This is a genomic window from Pseudomonas sp. NFX71 (genome assembly GCF_048079215.1).
GTDB classification, from domain to species: Bacteria; Pseudomonadota; Gammaproteobacteria; order Pseudomonadales; family Pseudomonadaceae; genus Aquipseudomonas; species Aquipseudomonas fluorescens_B.
In genome coordinates this window covers 6011710-6026919 of the sequence record NZ_CP182230.1, presented here as the reverse complement: position 1 = coordinate 6026919, position 15210 = coordinate 6011710, and the positions used below count along the sequence as shown (strand labels likewise).

Sequence of the window (15210 nt, the reverse complement as noted above, 5' to 3'; positions counted from 1 at the left end):
GGATGCCGCTAATAAAACAATCCGGATTTGCTGATAAAGCAAAGTGCAAACATCGCTAACACAAGTGTTACGAGAAGCCAGTGCATAATTGCCAATTTAAGTCTCAGTGAGTTTGGAATGGCTTGTAGGTCTTCACTGCTTAACTGACCATTTTTCAGATAAAGTCGTGGAAAAGCAACGTAACCGGTTATCCCTCCAATCAACATCAATTTTCCCCAGATTCCTGCATGCCTTAAAGGAGTCAAAGTTTTTACTCCAACGCTTTTTGGGAATAGATGTAAAAGCATTTCGATTTTTTTATAAGCCATATAAAGCGCGACCCCGCACCAAACAGACATACATAAAAATACAGATGCGGATAGCAAACCTACAACAAACCGAGCAGTGCTCATTTTGTATTCTCGTAGACTATTTCCCCTGCACTCTCTCCGAGAATTCCCCCGGCCGAACCACCTACGTAAGATCCAGCACCGACTATTAACACGCCGCATACGAGACCGGCCGTCCCACCCGTCGGTATAGAAAGTGCAACGCATAGACTGCTTACCGCGGGTGCCGATAATGTTGCTCCGATTGCCACTCCGCCCAAGATCCCTCCTAAAAAGCCTCCAGCTTCGGTAAATTTCACCTTCTCGCACGCCTCCACACTCCCTTCTGCACAAACATCCTGAACCTTGATGACTGACGCTCCACCACCCACCGCAGTGCCAACCCAACCACCATATTTGACGTACTTCGCCGCTTTGGAAACAGCGTCAATATGTGTGGCATAACCAGGAATCTGCCCAATAGCCCCTGCTTTTCTCCAGCGATGAACAAGGCTTTTAGTCGATATCCCCAACACGTTTTTCAGATTGGGATGGTCCGGAAACCCAATGCTTTTTTTTGTAAGCCTGGTCAGTTGAGCATTCAACTGAGTCAGCAGACGTTTGCGTTCGGCATAAAACTCGGCGGACTTCAGGTGACCGTTGGCTTGAAAAGTCCGGGTATGCAAATTTTCGATGTCACGGAGAATAATATCCACGTCGTGCAGGTTCTTCGAGAACATGGCCAATCCCGCACTTGCCCCGAGTGAACCCTTGGAAATAAGGAAGGCAATCTCGTCATAGTGCCGCGCCATGAAATCGGCCTCTTCCGAACTCAGCGGTTCCAAGGCTCTATTTACATTAGCCGCCGCCTGCATCAACAACGCTTCTTCGAAAGTACACAGATGATTGTTCGGATCGCTGAGAACAATCATCGTCCCGGCTTTCACCTGATCCAGATTCGGGTTCAGCGCCTTGAATTTGGCGATGACGGCGGGGGAGGCTGAAGTAAAAAGCTGAGCCGGCAGTTTGTCAGCGGTCGTGCTTCTCGGTACGACATAGAACCCGGGTTCTTCTTGTGGGACCGGCGTTGGCCATTGCTCCTGAGGGAAAAACTTCAAGTCCGGGGCAGGATGCGGCGAGGTAGCCGCCTTCAAGGCGCCGGGCGAGTTCATGGCAGTCGACTTGAGATTTTGCGCATGGACGTAGCGCAGTAAACGAACGGGGTCAGGTTTTGAAACGGGCTGTGTGAGCCTTGATACCGGCAATCTTTTAATAGGTTCAGTGATCGCGGCCGGAGCTTTTCCCGTCAGGGCTTGCGATTGGATGAGCAGGTCGCGTTGTTCTTGCACAAGCGCCTGTAAGCCCTGTTCCGGAGTTTTGTGGCCTCGCCCAACATCGTCAGCAATACGCTTTGCATAAAAAGCGACTTCTCTGTTGAACTGTTCCCGCGCCCTACCGTATGCAAGATGACGAGTGCCAAGCGTGCGAGCTTGCCCCACCAGTTTTCCCGCCGCGCTGTTGATGTCCCACGGATTCATCCCTCTTCACCCCACGAACTGTAACCGGCGGTTTTAGCCAGATGGTGGGTCCACGCGATGTCGCGATAACGAATCGCCACCTGCTCTTGTGGCTCGGCGTCGTTTTGAAGAATGGCGTGAGGCATTTCGAGCGTCAGGTCGGTAATAACTCCGCCATTGATCGAAACGGTATAGAACTTTTCCTGCAAGCCAGAGGGCGATACGCGGTAAAAACTGATCGTGCAGTTGATTTCCTCTCTGTTTGAAAGCGCTTGGGCGAGTAGTGGCGATGATTTGTCGACGGCTTTGGTGATGATGATCGGGTTGTGTGTGGATCTGTTGAGGTTCCCGATAGTGGTCATGTTGTGGCTGTAGGACAGCACCATGATCTCGTCCGTGTGCGCAGCCTGGTACTTGTTGCCAATAGAGTCCTGGGTTGAACAGCCCGCTGAAATCAATCCCTGAGCTTTTCCGTTTATGGTCATGTAACCGTGATTAGCCATGGAAACCACTCCTTGTCGTCAGGCGCGAAGTCTATGGCAGAAGTTGTAAGCAGTTATGTAGTCCGATTCCGAAAATACGTTTTGCACTAAACGGATAAAGGTCTGCACCCCGCGGATAGTCCACCCCATTGCCCCGTCCTAGCATGAGCCTTGCCTGAACAATAACAATGGAGGCGGCGGCCATGACCCTGCGACCCGAATATCTTCACTCCCTGCTCGAGGACGATCCAGAACAAGGAATCTATCGCTGCAAGCGCGAGATGTTCACCGATCCGCGCCTGTTCGATCTCGAGATGGAACACATCTTCGAAGGTAATTGGCTGTATCTGGCGCACGAAAGCCAGATCCCCAATAAAAACGATTTCTACACCACCACCATGGGGCGCCAGTCGATCTTCATCGCGCGCAACAAGGACGGTGAACTCAATGCCTTTCTCAACGCCTGCAGTCACCGTGGCGCGATGCTCTGCCGGCACAAATCCGGCAACAAGAGCTCGTACACCTGCCCATTCCACGGCTGGACCTTCAATAACTCCGGCAAACTGCTGAAGGTCAAAGACCCGTCCGAGGCCGGTTACCCGGCGAGCTTCAATTGCGAAGGCTCCCATGACCTGACCAAAGTCGCCCGTTTCGAATCCTATCGCGGCTTCCTGTTTGGCAGTCTCAAGGCTGATGTCGTGCCGCTGGTCGAGCACTTGGGCGAGTCGGCGAAGATCATCGACATGATCGTCGACCAGTCCGCCGATGGCCTGGAAGTGCTGCGCGGTTCCTCCAGCTACATCTACGAAGGCAACTGGAAACTCACCGCCGAAAACGGCGCCGACGGTTACCACGTCAGCTCGGTGCACTGGAACTACGCCGCCACCCAGAACCAGCGCAAACAGCGCGAGGCCGGCGACAGCAATCCGACCATGAGCGCTGGCAGCTGGGCCAAGCAGGGCGGCGGTTTCTATTCCTTCGACAAGGGCCACATGCTGCTCTGGACCCGTTGGGCCAACCCGGAAGATCGCCCGCTGTATGAGCGCCGCGATGAACTGGCCCAGGATTTCGGCAAGGCCCGCGCCGACTGGATGATCGAGAACTCGCGCAACCTGTGCCTGTACCCGAACGTGTACCTGATGGATCAGTTCAGCTCGCAGATCCGCATCGCCCGGCCGATCTCGGTCAATCGCACGGAAATCACCATTTACTGCATCGCCCCCAAAGGCGAAAGCGACCACGCCCGTTCAAGCCGCATTCGTCAGTACGAAGACTTTTTCAACGTCAGCGGCATGGCCACGCCGGACGATCTGGAGGAGTTCCGCTCCTGCCAGACCAGCTACCAGGGCAGCGTGACCGCCTGGAACGACATGTCCCGTGGTGCCGAGCACTGGATCGAAGGGGCCGACGAAGCGGCGAAAGAAATCGACCTGCATCCACTGCTCAGCGGTGTGCGCACCGAAGACGAAGGCCTGTTCGTGTTGCAGCACAAGTATTGGCAGCAGACCATGCTCAAGGCTCTGGCCGCCGAGCAATCGAAGCTGATTGCCGTGGAGGCCGTGCAATGACTATTACCTACGACAGCGTGCGCGACTTTCTCTACCGCGAAGCGCGTTACCTCGATGAACGGCAATGGGACGAATGGCTGGAGTTGTACGCCCCGGATGCGACCTTCTGGATGCCGTCCTGGGACGACAACGACGAATTGACCGAAGACCCGCAGCGGGAAATCTCGTTGATCTGGTACGGCAATCGCACCGGCCTGGAAGACCGCATCTTCCGCATCAAGACCGAGCGCTCCAGCGCCACCGTGCCGGACACCCGCACCTCGCACAACATCAGCAACATCGAGCTGCTGGAACAGGCGGACGGCCTCTGCAAGGTGCGCTTCAACTGGCACACGCTGAGCTTTCGCTACAAGACCGTCGACAGCTATTTCGGCAGCAGTTTCTACACCCTTGATGTGCGCGGCGAGAACCCGCTGATCAAGGCCAAGAAAGTGATCCTGAAGAACGACTACGTTCGCCAGGTCATCGATGTTTACCACCTGTGAGGCGGCCGTCATGACTCATTCCATTGCATTCAATTTCGAAGACGGCGTCACCCGGTTCATCGACGCCAACGTTGGCGAAACCGTGGCCGATGCCGCGTACCGCCAAGGCATCAACATTCCGCTGGATTGCCGCGACGGCGCCTGCGGCACTTGCAAGTGTTTCGCCGAGGCCGGCCGCTACGACCTGGGTGAGGAATACATCGAAGACGCCCTCACGGCGGACGAAGCCGAGCAAGGTTTTGTCCTGACTTGCCAGATGCGCGCCCAGAGCGATTGCGTGGTGCGCGTACCGGCTTCCTCGGAGGTCTGTCGCACGCAACAGGCCAGTTACGACGCGACCATCAGTGCCGTGCGCCAGCTGTCCGACAGCACCATCGCGCTGTCGATCAAAGGTGAGGCACTGAGCAAACTGGCGTTCCTGCCCGGGCAATACGTGAATCTCGCAATTCCCGGCAGCGAGCAGACCCGTGCCTATTCGTTCAGTTCGTTACAACGTGACGGCGAGGTCAGTTTCCTGATTCGCAACGTGCCCGGCGGCTTGATGAGCAGTTTTCTGACCGGCATGGCCAAGGCCGGCGACAGCATGAGTCTGGCCGGGCCGCTGGGCAGTTTTTATCTGCGTGACATTCGTCGCCCGCTTTTGCTGCTGGCGGGCGGTACCGGCCTGGCGCCGTTCACCGCAATGCTGGAAAAAATCGCCGAGCAGGGCAGTGAGCATCCGCTGCATCTGATCTACGGCGTGACCAACGATTTCGATCTGGTGGAAATGGATCGCCTCGAAGCTTTCGCCGCGCGCATCCCGAACTTCAGCTTCAGCGCCTGCGTGGCCAGTCCCGACAGCCAGCATCCGCTCAAGGGCTACGTGACACAGCACATCGAGCCGAGGCATTTGAACGATGGTGACGTCGACGTCTACCTGTGCGGCCCGCCGCCGATGGTCGAGGCCGTCAGCCAATACATTCGCGATCAAGGCATCGCGCCGGTGAATTTCTACTACGAAAAGTTTGCCGCCAGCGCGGCATGAGCATTCTCTGAGTCAACACCGGGTTGGCGTGAACACGAGGTGGGTATGAACAGATTTCACGAAAAAGTCGCGCTGATCACCGGCGCTGCGCAAGGCATCGGCCGGCGCGTCGCAGAACGGATGGCGGCGGAGGGCGCGCGGTTGGTTCTGGTTGATCGCTCCGAGTTGGTGTTCGAGGTGCAACAACAATTGGGCCAGCATGCCCAGGTGCTCGCGCTGACCGCCGATCTCGAGCAGTACGCCGAATGCAGCCGCGTGATGCAAACCGCCGTCGAGCGTTTCGGGCGCCTCGACATCCTCATCAATAATGTCGGCGGGACGATCTGGGCCAAGCCTTTCGAACATTACGAAGCACCGCAGATAGAGGCCGAGGTTCGTCGCTCGCTGTTCCCGACGCTGTGGTGCTGCCATGCCGCATTGCCGTTCATGCTGGGGCAGGGCAGTGGCGCCATCGTCAACGTGTCGTCCATCGCCACCCGCAGCATCAACCGTGTGCCGTATGGTGCGGCGAAGGGCGGGGTGAATGCGCTGACCGCTTGCCTGGCGTTCGAAACCGCCGGCCGTGGCGTTCGGGTCAATGCCACGGCGCCCGGTGGCACCGAAGCACCGCCGCGGGTGATTCCGCGCAACAGCGCCGAACAAAGTACTGAGGAAAAGGTGTGGTATCAGCAGATCGTCGACCAGACGCTCGACAGCAGTTTGATGAAACGTTACGGCACACTGGATGAACAGGCAGGCGCTATTCTGTTTCTGGCCAGCGACGAAGCGTCCTACATCACCGGCATGATCATGCCGGTGGGTGGTGGCGATCAGGGCTGAAAAAACGCTGAGAATTACAGGCGCCGCTGAAACGCTTTGACGATTCTCAGCGTGGCGTCGCTTGTGTTCAGATTGTGCACCGCGTCCATCGGAAACCACATGCAATCGAAGATTTCATTTTGCGGGCGCGCCTCATTCGAGTTCAGCACCGATGCCTCGTAGACATGGTGCCGGGTGCCGCCCGAATCCAGTTCCATCAGGTAGAGCAAATCGTCGACCCCCAACCCGGTTTCTTCCCACAGTTCGCGCATGGCCGCGGCTGCAGCGGTTTCACCGGGCTCGACTTTTCCGCCGGGCAGCGTCCAGCGACTCCTTGGCTTGCGCACCAGGAGAATGTAGCGGTCCTGCTCACAAATGACGGTGGCGCGTACTTTCATGTGTTACCTGATTGCCTGTTGTCATATTTTGGTAATAAAAATGCAATATTCAGGCCGGCGCCGATTTAGCGGACGCCTGGAAGGTTGGAGGTGTCTCAGGGGCTGAAAGTGCAACCGGATGCCGGCATCCTGTCGCGACGTCCGGTCGGCATCTGTGCGAAGGGTGGGTGTAAGGTAGGCAGGTCTGTTCTGAAATCAGTACCGAAATGGAGGTAGCTTATGAGCGTTCCGATGCTGAATAAGATGCACATGAACGGTTATGACGTACTCAGCGTAAACAACGGCCCCTGGCGGGTATGCACCCAAGGCGACCGGTTGGCCGCTTTTGCCAGCAGGGAGGAAGCCCTGGCCTTTGCAGCGTCTCTTCCCGGTTACAAGGTACGGGCGAAGAGGCCGGCCGCTAAATAGTCAGCTTCAAGCCCCGGTTTTCCGGGGCTTTTATGACTTGGGAGAACCTCCGCCTCCACTCATCCCGCCATTGGTGCAGGTGGCAGGCTTGTTTCGAGTAATCACCTTGGCCTTCACCTCTTCGGCATACCCCGTCAATCGCTGTTCGTCCCCCTGAAACAGGTCGTGCAGTCTGCGCACCGCTTGTGCGTCCACTTCATTGCCTGCCTGTCGAAACTGAACTTCCAGTCGCAGAAGGTCTACCGCCGACCACCTCAAGTCCGATGCAACGCTTTGCAGGTCGCGCCGAAGTTGGTTTTCAGATTTGTTAAGCCACATGACAACCTCCTGAACATCTCTGCTACGAATTTTAGTCCCGATTCGTGGATCAGGGCGTTTTGTTCGTCTGAACAGTCGATGCAGCCTTTGGTCGGGAAGTTGAACGGGAACGGACAGATCTGGTGTCGTACTCAAGTGGTCAACTTTCGCTAGGGCGAGGCAACTTCAAATGACGGCAACTGATGATTTTAGATTTCACGCGCATGAGCTGATCGTCGATCTGGACGCGGCGACCACGGAAATGATGACGCTGATCTCTGCGCATCAACTGAGCGGCCCGGAATGGGAGCGGGTGAACCAATGGCAGCACGAGGCGTATGAACGGTGGATGACCTATTTGAACGCCAGGTCCCCCAAAAAAGATGAAAACGCCCCACAGTGAGAGCTGTTCAATCAATGGATGTCTGCTGAATGACGCGCTACATTTCCTTTTTCAGAAAAAGGAAGCGTCATGCGGACATTGATGGCGGGAGTCGTGGTGGCGTTACTGGCGGGGTGTTCATTGCCGGCTTCCGTGGTGCCGGGTGAGCCGAATGTCAGCAAATACAGCGAAAAGGTACCGAAAGACTATGCCGCCTGCGTGCTGCCGGCGTGGCAGAAGGAAATTCCCGCGTCGACTCAAACGGGGATTTCCAATGGCTACCGGATAACAGCCCCCAGCATTATCACGGCTGACGAGATTGTCGATATCGTGAAATCCAGGGATGGCAGCCGGGTATCGCTTTATCAGGGCCCGCCCTGGGCCAAGTCCGGCGCATTGCGCCAGGCCGTTCGCGACTGTCTGTGAGGCTTAGCCGGAAATCTCGGTGACCGGGATAGTCTGGTCGTCAGATGCCTGGGCACTGCTTTTCTTTTCCCGGCGATCGTTGATCCAGTTGTCCACCTGCGCACCGAATTCGGCCGGCGCCTTTCGTCCCACTCTCCTGGCGAGATCAAGAATGGTCTGCTGGGCGAGGGCATCCTCCATGCGTTTTTGCGCAGTCATCATGACCGCATGCACCGAGCAGGGGCCTGTCAGCGCCCAAGCGGGTGCGGAACCTTCGAACACGGCGCAACGCCCGCGAATCTCGCGGCAATCGAAGATGAGTTTCTGACCGTCGATGGCATTGACGATATCGAGCACGCTGATTTCGTCGGAGGGACGCGCCAGCTTGAAACCGCCGCGCACGCCTTCAGTGGCCACCACCAGTTTTGCCTTGGCCAGTTTGGTGAAAATTTTCGCCAGATAGTCTTGCGGCACGCCTTGAAGCTCCGCCAGTTCGCGCACGCTCGCCTCACGGGTGTCGCCGCAATTGCCTACCAGAAAAAGCAGGCAGTGAATGCCGTACTCAACGCCCGCGCTATAAAGAGACATTTTGATCTCCGACTAATGTTGTCGTAAATGTTACCAGCAGAGCGTTAGCCGAGCAACGAGCCCCCGCCGCCGCTCATCTCTTCCAGTACTGCCTTTCTGCCTTGCCTGGTAGCGCCATGCCGTGGATCAAAGTTTTCGATAGCAAGCATCATAAAAAATCGATTGCGCCGTATAACTAGGATCAATATATTCGCAGTTGTTCGGTCGGCCTTGGCAGCGCATGACCTTTGATGAATTCAATGATCGCCTTCTCTCGGAGTTAAAAATGAAAAAGCACATCCTGGTAATCGGCGCAGGTTTCGGTGGCATGTGGACAGCTTTGAGCGCTACGCGTCTGTTCGACATTCATGGTCACAACGACGTTGAAGTGACCGTTCTGGCCCCGCAGGCCGAGCTGCGCGTGCGTCCGCGCTTCTATGAGCCGAATGCGCACCAGCTGGCTGCACCGATTGGTGAGCTGTTTGATGCGGTCGGCGTGAAGTTCATCAAGGGCGCTGCAGAAACCATCGACGTTGTGCAAAAACGCGTGGGCTACATCGATGCATCGGGTGCCAAACAAGTGTGCAGCTACGACAAACTCGTTCTGGCCACCGGCAGCCGTCTCGCCATCCCGGCTACCGCAGGCGTGGTCGAACATGCGTTCGACGTTGACCAGATTGAAGAGGCCGTGCGCCTGGAAAACCACCTGAAATCCCTGGCCAGCCTGCCGGAAAGTAAAGCCCGCAACACCGTCGTCGTGGCGGGTGGCGGCTTCACCGGGATTGAAACGGCGACCGAGATGACCGCGCGACTGCGTGCCATCCTGGGTGATCAAACGGATGTCGAGGTGATCATCGTCGACCGCGGCGAGAAAATTGGCGGGTCGATGGGCGCCGAAATCGCCAAGTCGATCGAAGAGGCCAGCGTTGAAACCGGCGTGAAATGGCACTTGAAGGCGTCGGTTCTCTCCGTCGATGCCAACGGTGTCAACTTGAGCGACGGCCAGCGTATCGATGCGAAAACCGTGGTCTGGACCACCGGCGTGCGCGCCAGCTCGCTGACCGAACAGATCCCGGCCGAACGCGATCACCTCGGCCGCCTGCACGTGGACAGCCACCTGAAAGTCATTGGTCAGGAGGATATCTATGCCACGGGCGACGTTGCCTACGCCGCTTCCGACGACATTGGCAACTACGCATTGATGACCTGCCAACACGCCATTTCCCTGGGGCGTCACGCCGGCAATAACGTGGCCGCGCACATTCTCGGCGTCGATCCGACACCGTACAGCCAGCCTAAGTACGTAACCTGCCTGGATCTGGGGAGCTGGGGCGCGGTGTACACCGAGGGCTGGGACCGCCAGGTCAAACTGGTCAAACAGGAAGGCAAGAACCTCAAGACGCAGATCAACACAGTGTGGATCTACCCACCGGCTGCTGACCGTGCCGCTGCGCTGGCGGCGGCTGATCCCATGATTCCTGTCGCCTGAGGCCTGTTGTTCGATAACACTGCCTGATGGGGAAAATCCCGTCCAAGTTTCTTGGGCGGGATTTTTTTTGCGACCGGAATGGTTGCGATGGTGAAATTTAACGTGTAGTTTTTCATGAAATTATAAATAGAAAATTTCACGAGGCTTGCATGTTCCAGCAATCCAACCGCCACGTCGCCAGTTACTACGCCCACACTTGCGCCGATCGTCTGTTGGAGCGTGCGGCTCTGGAGGGCGAGCAGGACACCGACGTATTGATCGTCGGCGCCGGCTTCAGTGGCTTGCACACGGCGTTGCGACTGGCCTTGGCTGGCAAGCGCGTGACCTTGCTGGAAGCCAGTCGGGTGGCATGGGCGGCGTCGGGGCGCAATGGCGGTCAGGCCATTCTCGGTTGGTCGTGCGACATGCCTCCGTTGGAGGCCGCGCTGGGTTACGAACGTGCGCGGCGTTTGTGGGACGGCATGCGTTGGGCTGCACAGGAACTGCGGGCATTGCCCGAACGCCATGATTTCGATTGCGACTACCAGGCCGGTCACCTCTGGACATCGGTGTTGCCGCGTCGGGTGAGTCTGCTGACCGAATGGCAACACGAGGCCAGCCACAAGTGGGGCCACGACGGTTTGCAATTCATCCCGCGTGAGCAGTTGCCGCAATGGGTCGCCAGTGAACGCTATCAGGCCGGGCTGTTCGATCCGGAAGGCGCGCACCTGAATCCGCTGAAACTGGCGCTCGGCCTGGCCGCCGCCATCGAGCGCGCCGGCGGGAAAATTCATGAGCAAAGCAAGGCGCTGAACTATCGCCAAGAGGGTGGCCGCTACGTGGTCACCACTGAGCACAGTCGTATTCGGGCCGATGTGCTGGTACTGGCGTGCAATGCGTATCTGGATCGGCTTGATCCCAAGCTGTCGAGTTGTGTGTTGCCGGTTGGCACCTATCAGGTGGCCACCACGCCACTCCCGCAAGTGCAGGCGACTGCGCTGCTGCCGAGCAATGCCTGCGTCACCGACAATCAATTCGTACTCGATTATTTCCGTCGTACGCCGGATAACCGGCTGTTGTTTGGCGGTGGTTGCACCTACCTGGGGGGCATGCCGAGGGACATCGCCGCGGCGACCCGACCCTTTCTGCAACGGGTGTTTCCACAGCTCAAGGATGTAGAGCTGGAATTCGCCTGGGGTGGGCACATCGATCTCACCCTCAAGCGCACACCTGATATCGGTCGCCGGGGCGATCTCTACTGGCTTCAGGGTTACTCTGGCCACGGTGTGCTGCCGACCCTGGCCGGGGCCCGCGCCGTGTCCGACGCGATATTGGGGGCGCCGGATGAGCTGGCCTTGTATCAAGGCCTGGTCAATGGCAGTTTCCCCGGCGGCAAGTACATGGCAGCCCCGCTGGAAGCCATCGGCAAGGCCTGGTATCGCTTGCGCGACAGCCTTTGATTCGCACATTTTCCGGAAGCTTTCAGATGGACAGGCAAGAAGAAATCTCGGCGTTGGCGATCCTGATTCAGGACCTGCGCAAACACAAAAAATACACGCTCAAGGAACTGGCGGACAAAATCGGTCGCTCCGTCGGTTTTCTCTCGCAAGTCGAGCGCGGGCTGTCACGGCCGACGGTAGCTGACCTGACCGCCATCAGCGAAACCCTCGGCGTGCCGACCACTTATTTCTACAGCCTGCCCAAACCCATGGCCTTGCCCTGGGTAACCCGGCCGGACGAGCGCCGCACCCTGTATTACGCCGACGGCATCACCGACATTCTGGTATCGCCGAAAATGCGCGCGTCGTTTTCGATGCTCGAAAGCCGGCTCGAGCCCGGCGCCAGCAGCGGCGACCGCCACATGAGCGACAGCTCGGAGCAGGGCGGTTACGTGCTCGAAGGGCAACTGACACTTTGGCTGGATGACGATCAACCGGTCACCCTGGGAGCCGGGGACAGCTTTCAGCTCGCCAGCCATACCCATTGTCGCTACGGCAATCTCTCCGATCAGCTCACCCGGGTGCTCTGGGTTTACACCTGATAAAAACAAAGGAACAACATGATGGATGCTGTCTGCTCTGATCTGGTCGCTGAAGTTCGCGCGTTTCGCCAGCGCTTCCCGGATGTGCGCTACGTGGACCTGATTTCCCTGGACATCCCCGGGCATTTCTATGGCAAGCGCTACCCGATCGAGATGCTCGAAAAAGTCGCCGCGGGCAGCGCGCTCAAGCTGCCGCAGAATTGTGTGTTGCTGGGCGCCCAGGGCGGGCTGTTCAAGATTGGCGACTACTGTTTCAACGACGGCGATCCGGATGCGCCGCGCCGTCTGGTGCCGGGTACGTTGAAAATCGTCAACTGGGAAAAGCAACCCTTGGGGCAGATGCTGATCACCTCCAGCGGCACTGAAAAACCGATTGTCTTCGAGCCGCGGGAAGTCTTGGCGCAGGTGCTGGAACGTCTCGCGCGCAAAGGTATTTTTCCGGTGGTGGCCTTCGAGCTGGAGTTCTACCTGTTCGATCGCCAGTTGCGTGACGGCTTGCCGCAGTTCGCGCGCGATCCGCTGACCGACGATGCGGACGATCAACCGAACATGCACATTGAACGATTGTCGCGGTTTGCACCGGTGCTCGATGAAATGGTCGAGACCGCGCAGGCGCAAGGCATCGACACCACGGTGATCACCGCCGAATTGGGCCCGGGCCAGTTCGAGATCAACTTCGGCCACCTCGATGACGGCCTGCGTGCCGCCGACTGGGCCGCCCTGTTTTGCCGCAGTACCCGGGGCGTGGCCATGAAGCACAACTACCGCGCCAGTTTCATGGCCAAACCTTACTTGCAACACCCCGGCAGCGGCATGCATGTCCATGTGAGCCTGTATGACGAGGCGGGCAACAACCTGCTGGCGGCCAACGGGCAACAACCGCTGCGCCATGCGGTGGCCGGTTGCCTGGAACTGCTGCCGCATTGCATGCCGATCTTCGCGCCGAACCACAATGCAATGCGTCGCTTGAGCGGCACCGTGAACGTCGCGACACGCGCCAGTTGGGGTTTTGAAGATCGGGACGCGTGCCTGCGAGTGCCGGAGTCGGATGCGAAAAACCTGCGGATCGAACATCGCCTCGCCGGTGCTGACGCCAACCCTTACTTGGTACTGGCGGCGATTCTGGTGGGGCTCGAACAAGGACTGGAAGCCGGTCGTGAGCCGATCGCACCGCTCAACGAAGATCGGGGCAGTGGCATCGATTTTCCGCTGGAGATGTTGGAGGCCGTGCGTTCAATGCAAAGCCATGCGCAATTGCGCGAGGGATTGGGCGCTGAGTTCGTGAATGTATATTGCGAAAACAAGCGTCAGGACCATTTGGCATTTCTGCACGACATCAGTGCCCGTGAATATCGCTGGTACTTGTAGATGACCGCTTATCGTCGCGCGACCTTAAAAAAAGTGTGGATATTTAAGGGGTTAGGAGATTTAGTAACCAGATTGTGAGCCAAAATATCTTGTTACACGGTGAAATATTCCGTAATATCCGCCCCGCGTTCACCACCACGGTTTATGCATTTTTAAATCCCGGGCGTCCATCAGCTGCCCGGGATTTTTTTTGCCTGAAATAAGCTGCGATTGAAAAATCGCTCAGTCATTTAGAACGATTATTGAAAGTAGGAGCGCTCATCGTTGACGCTGATTTCCAGCACGCCCTGAGACACCACCAGACTCTCCTGCACGCCAGGAATTCACAGTGGTTACTTTTGATGCCTTCCTCAGAGCATCACGACCGGCGTTCCGACAATGGTCGGTGTTAAATGTTGAGATAGCCGTTTGCCACGCGTCTGGTTATGCTCGCAGCGTTTTGCATTTGCCAATCATTAACAACCACAGTGATGACATGAGCCAAATAGAGACGCGTGCGACTGCCCTTGCGCTGTATCCGGAAGATTCCCGCGAAGCTGCGGCGCTGCTCAAACAAGCCATCCCGCTGATGGTGCGTCACAACATCCCGCCCAATCCGGTGCATTACGCGCTCTGGTACACCTACAGCAAAGGCCTGGACCCCGAGCTCAATCGTCAGCTGGACCGGGTGGTCAAGGACTTTGATTATTTTCCGCCGGAGTCCGCGACGCGGCTGTTTCGCGACTACATCATTCGCGACGAACTGGCGGAGGCCCGCGCCGGGCAGCAACAGGCAATCAATCTGGTGGATGACATGCAGCGCGACGTTTCGCGCAGCGTCGAGGGCAATCTCAACTTTCAAAGCAGTCTGGGACGTTGCCTGGAGATGCTCGAGTTGCCTGCCAACGAGCGTTTGCCGGATATTCTGAGCGAGCTGCAACAGAGCACCCAGCTCATGCAGAACCAGCAGGAACGCTTCCTCTCTCAGTTGCACTCGGCCCAGAGCGAGATCAAAAGCCTGCGCAGCAAACTTGAACGTGCGCAACTGGCGGCGACACTCGATGGCCTGACCGAACTGCTCAACCGGACAGCCTTCACCCGTTTGCTGGAGCAGGCGCTGAGTAATCCTGACCGGGGCGTGGCGCTGGTCATGCTGGATATCGACCACTTCAAGCAATTCAATGACCAGTACGGCCACCCGTTGGGCGACCGTGTCCTGCAACATGTCGGGCAAGTACTGCGCAGTTCGCTGCCACCCCATGCCACGGCGGCGCGTTACGGTGGCGAGGAGTTCTGCGTCATTCTGGAACACTGCGCCGACCTGGCGAGTGCCGGGGTGTTTGCCGAGCAACTGCGGGTGAAAATCCAGGCGTTGCGGATCAAGGCGCGTATCGATGGCAAGGTACTCGACACGATCACGGCGTCCTTCGGTGTGGCCTTCGCGCAATCCGGTGAGAGCCTGGACAGTCTGGTGACCCGCGCCGATGACGCGCTCTACCAGGCCAAGCGCAATGGGCGTAACCGGGTAGACAGCTAGCCGTTGAACCGCATTTTCAAGCCGCAGGCCCGATGGCGGTGCTGAGTGACTCCACCACGCTGCTACGGTTGTTGTGAATTGTCGTCATCCTGGGCGGCGTTATCGACCTCAAGCGGGGCTCGGGAAACTGAGGCGGTTTGAATCAAGGCATTTTGCTGGCCCCGAAGCCCGAAAGTTA

Annotated in this window: 18 protein-coding genes and 1 pseudogene; 12 read left to right on the top strand and 7 right to left on the bottom strand. The window is 57.6% G+C overall.

The features are described from left to right. Positions 1-8: 8 nt before the first annotated feature. Genes ACM1ZW_RS27915 through ACM1ZW_RS27905 form a run of 3 tightly spaced genes read right to left on the bottom strand, consistent with a single transcriptional unit; the run spans position 9 to position 2328 of the window. Positions 9-392 carry a hypothetical protein gene (locus ACM1ZW_RS27915; RefSeq protein WP_416739784.1) on the bottom strand — a complete coding sequence of 128 codons (384 nt, stop codon included), beginning with the start codon at positions 390-392 and terminating at the stop codon, positions 9-11. After that, on the bottom strand, positions 389-1846 hold the full coding sequence (locus ACM1ZW_RS27910) for a hypothetical protein (protein WP_416739783.1): 1458 nt from the start codon (positions 1844-1846) through the stop codon (positions 389-391). Before ACM1ZW_RS27910 ends, ACM1ZW_RS27915 begins: the two co-directional genes overlap by 4 nt. Continuing rightward, positions 1843-2328, bottom strand: a complete 486-nt coding sequence (locus ACM1ZW_RS27905; RefSeq protein WP_017339349.1) for an Hcp family type VI secretion system effector — start codon at positions 2326-2328, stop codon at positions 1843-1845. Before ACM1ZW_RS27905 ends, ACM1ZW_RS27910 begins: the two co-directional genes overlap by 4 nt. A gap of 182 nt (positions 2329-2510) precedes the next feature. Between ACM1ZW_RS27905 and benA the strand changes: the two genes are divergently transcribed. From benA to ACM1ZW_RS27885, 4 genes are read left to right on the top strand one after another with little or no spacing between them, the layout of a single operon-like run. Further along, on the top strand, positions 2511-3875 hold the full coding sequence (benA, locus tag ACM1ZW_RS27900; RefSeq protein ID WP_031318997.1) for a benzoate 1,2-dioxygenase large subunit: 1365 nt from the start codon (positions 2511-2513) through the stop codon (positions 3873-3875). After that, positions 3872-4360 (top strand): benzoate 1,2-dioxygenase small subunit, encoded by a 489-nt coding sequence (gene benB, locus ACM1ZW_RS27895; protein WP_017339347.1) that lies wholly within the window; start codon positions 3872-3874, stop codon positions 4358-4360. The genes benA and benB overlap by 4 nt, the downstream gene beginning before the upstream one ends. Before the next feature lie 10 nt (positions 4361-4370). Beyond that, complete coding sequence (gene benC / locus ACM1ZW_RS27890) at positions 4371-5384, top strand: benzoate 1,2-dioxygenase electron transfer component BenC (protein ID WP_414879053.1); 1014 nt, start codon at positions 4371-4373, stop codon at positions 5382-5384. 45 nt (positions 5385-5429) lie between these two features. Beyond that, positions 5430-6203, top strand: coding sequence for a 1,6-dihydroxycyclohexa-2,4-diene-1-carboxylate dehydrogenase (locus tag ACM1ZW_RS27885; protein WP_017339345.1), 774 nt, complete (start codon positions 5430-5432; stop codon positions 6201-6203). Between the two features lie 14 nt (positions 6204-6217). Here ACM1ZW_RS27885 and ACM1ZW_RS27880 read toward each other — a convergent pair whose 3' ends face one another. After that, positions 6218-6580, bottom strand: a complete 363-nt coding sequence (locus ACM1ZW_RS27880; RefSeq protein WP_416739782.1) for an NUDIX hydrolase — start codon at positions 6578-6580, stop codon at positions 6218-6220. A gap of 219 nt (positions 6581-6799) precedes the next feature. Here ACM1ZW_RS27880 and ACM1ZW_RS27875 point away from each other — a divergent pair, with 219 nt between their 5' ends. After that, positions 6800-6988, top strand: coding sequence for a hypothetical protein (locus ACM1ZW_RS27875; RefSeq protein ID WP_017339343.1), 189 nt, complete (start codon positions 6800-6802; stop codon positions 6986-6988). 30 nt (positions 6989-7018) lie between these two features. On the opposite strand, the gene ACM1ZW_RS27870 is transcribed toward ACM1ZW_RS27875, so the two are convergent. Further along, complete coding sequence (locus tag ACM1ZW_RS27870; protein WP_017339342.1) at positions 7019-7306, bottom strand: hypothetical protein; 288 nt, start codon at positions 7304-7306, stop codon at positions 7019-7021. Between the two features lie 169 nt (positions 7307-7475). Here ACM1ZW_RS27870 and ACM1ZW_RS27865 point away from each other — a divergent pair, with 169 nt between their 5' ends. Both ACM1ZW_RS27865 and ACM1ZW_RS27860 read left to right on the top strand, forming a co-directional pair. Next, complete coding sequence (locus ACM1ZW_RS27865) at positions 7476-7688, top strand: hypothetical protein (protein ID WP_017339341.1); 213 nt, start codon at positions 7476-7478, stop codon at positions 7686-7688. 69 nt (positions 7689-7757) lie between these two features. Next, a complete protein-coding gene (locus tag ACM1ZW_RS27860; protein WP_017339340.1) occupies positions 7758-8093 on the top strand; it encodes a hypothetical protein in 336 nt (111 codons plus the stop codon). Positions 8094-8096: 3 nt separating this feature from the next. Here the strand turns inward: ACM1ZW_RS27860 and ACM1ZW_RS27855 are convergent, their stop codons facing one another. Next, on the bottom strand, positions 8097-8660 hold the full coding sequence (locus tag ACM1ZW_RS27855) for an RrF2 family transcriptional regulator (protein ID WP_017339339.1): 564 nt from the start codon (positions 8658-8660) through the stop codon (positions 8097-8099). Between the two features lie 265 nt (positions 8661-8925). Between ACM1ZW_RS27855 and ACM1ZW_RS27850 the strand changes: the two genes are divergently transcribed. The 4 genes from ACM1ZW_RS27850 (at position 8926) to ACM1ZW_RS27835 (ending at position 13516) form a co-directional block, all read left to right on the top strand. Beyond that, the gene (locus ACM1ZW_RS27850) at positions 8926-10128 is read left to right on the top strand and encodes an NAD(P)/FAD-dependent oxidoreductase (protein ID WP_017339338.1); all 1203 of its coding nucleotides are present in this window, start codon (positions 8926-8928) and stop codon (positions 10126-10128) included. A gap of 149 nt (positions 10129-10277) precedes the next feature. Further along, positions 10278-11567 carry an NAD(P)/FAD-dependent oxidoreductase gene (locus tag ACM1ZW_RS27845; RefSeq protein WP_416739781.1) on the top strand — a complete coding sequence of 430 codons (1290 nt, stop codon included), beginning with the start codon at positions 10278-10280 and terminating at the stop codon, positions 11565-11567. Between the two features lie 26 nt (positions 11568-11593). Continuing rightward, entirely contained in the window at positions 11594-12148 is a 555-nt protein-coding gene (locus ACM1ZW_RS27840; RefSeq protein WP_084323106.1) for a helix-turn-helix domain-containing protein, read from the top strand. A gap of 21 nt (positions 12149-12169) precedes the next feature. Continuing rightward, positions 12170-13516 carry a glutamine synthetase family protein gene (locus ACM1ZW_RS27835; protein WP_017339335.1) on the top strand — a complete coding sequence of 449 codons (1347 nt, stop codon included), beginning with the start codon at positions 12170-12172 and terminating at the stop codon, positions 13514-13516. A gap of 254 nt (positions 13517-13770) precedes the next feature. Here the strand turns inward: ACM1ZW_RS27835 and ACM1ZW_RS27830 are convergent. Further along, positions 13771-13836 (bottom strand): annotated as a pseudogene (locus ACM1ZW_RS27830) (XRE family transcriptional regulator); the annotation flags it as partial. Positions 13837-13991: 155 nt separating this feature from the next. On the opposite strand from ACM1ZW_RS27830, the gene ACM1ZW_RS27825 reads away from it, so the two are divergent. Further along, positions 13992-15032, top strand: a complete 1041-nt coding sequence (locus tag ACM1ZW_RS27825; RefSeq protein WP_017339334.1) for a GGDEF domain-containing protein — start codon at positions 13992-13994, stop codon at positions 15030-15032. Positions 15033-15210 lie beyond the last annotated feature (178 nt).

Coding starts and splice junctions, on each gene's coding strand:
- benC (WP_414879053.1), top strand. CDS start 4,371: ATGACTCATTCCATTGCATTCAATTTCGAAGACGGCGTCACCCGGTTC.
- ACM1ZW_RS27835 (WP_017339335.1), top strand. CDS start 12,170: ATGGATGCTGTCTGCTCTGATCTGGTCGCTGAAGTTCGCGCGTTTCGC.
- ACM1ZW_RS27905 (WP_017339349.1), bottom strand. CDS start 2,328: ATGGCTAATCACGGTTACATGACCATAAACGGAAAAGCTCAGGGATTG.
- ACM1ZW_RS27910 (WP_416739783.1), bottom strand. CDS start 1,846: ATGAATCCGTGGGACATCAACAGCGCGGCGGGAAAACTGGTGGGGCAA.
- benA (WP_031318997.1), top strand. CDS start 2,511: ATGACCCTGCGACCCGAATATCTTCACTCCCTGCTCGAGGACGATCCA.
- benB (WP_017339347.1), top strand. CDS start 3,872: ATGACTATTACCTACGACAGCGTGCGCGACTTTCTCTACCGCGAAGCG.
- ACM1ZW_RS27845 (WP_416739781.1), top strand. CDS start 10,278: ATGTTCCAGCAATCCAACCGCCACGTCGCCAGTTACTACGCCCACACT.
- ACM1ZW_RS27865 (WP_017339341.1), top strand. CDS start 7,476: ATGACGGCAACTGATGATTTTAGATTTCACGCGCATGAGCTGATCGTC.
- ACM1ZW_RS27880 (WP_416739782.1), bottom strand. CDS start 6,580: ATGAAAGTACGCGCCACCGTCATTTGTGAGCAGGACCGCTACATTCTC.
- ACM1ZW_RS27870 (WP_017339342.1), bottom strand. CDS start 7,306: ATGTGGCTTAACAAATCTGAAAACCAACTTCGGCGCGACCTGCAAAGC.
- ACM1ZW_RS27860 (WP_017339340.1), top strand. CDS start 7,758: ATGCGGACATTGATGGCGGGAGTCGTGGTGGCGTTACTGGCGGGGTGT.
- ACM1ZW_RS27915 (WP_416739784.1), bottom strand. CDS start 392: ATGAGCACTGCTCGGTTTGTTGTAGGTTTGCTATCCGCATCTGTATTT.
- ACM1ZW_RS27840 (WP_084323106.1), top strand. CDS start 11,594: ATGGACAGGCAAGAAGAAATCTCGGCGTTGGCGATCCTGATTCAGGAC.
- ACM1ZW_RS27855 (WP_017339339.1), bottom strand. CDS start 8,660: ATGTCTCTTTATAGCGCGGGCGTTGAGTACGGCATTCACTGCCTGCTT.
- ACM1ZW_RS27885 (WP_017339345.1), top strand. CDS start 5,430: ATGAACAGATTTCACGAAAAAGTCGCGCTGATCACCGGCGCTGCGCAA.
- ACM1ZW_RS27825 (WP_017339334.1), top strand. CDS start 13,992: ATGAGCCAAATAGAGACGCGTGCGACTGCCCTTGCGCTGTATCCGGAA.
- ACM1ZW_RS27875 (WP_017339343.1), top strand. CDS start 6,800: ATGAGCGTTCCGATGCTGAATAAGATGCACATGAACGGTTATGACGTA.
- ACM1ZW_RS27850 (WP_017339338.1), top strand. CDS start 8,926: ATGAAAAAGCACATCCTGGTAATCGGCGCAGGTTTCGGTGGCATGTGG.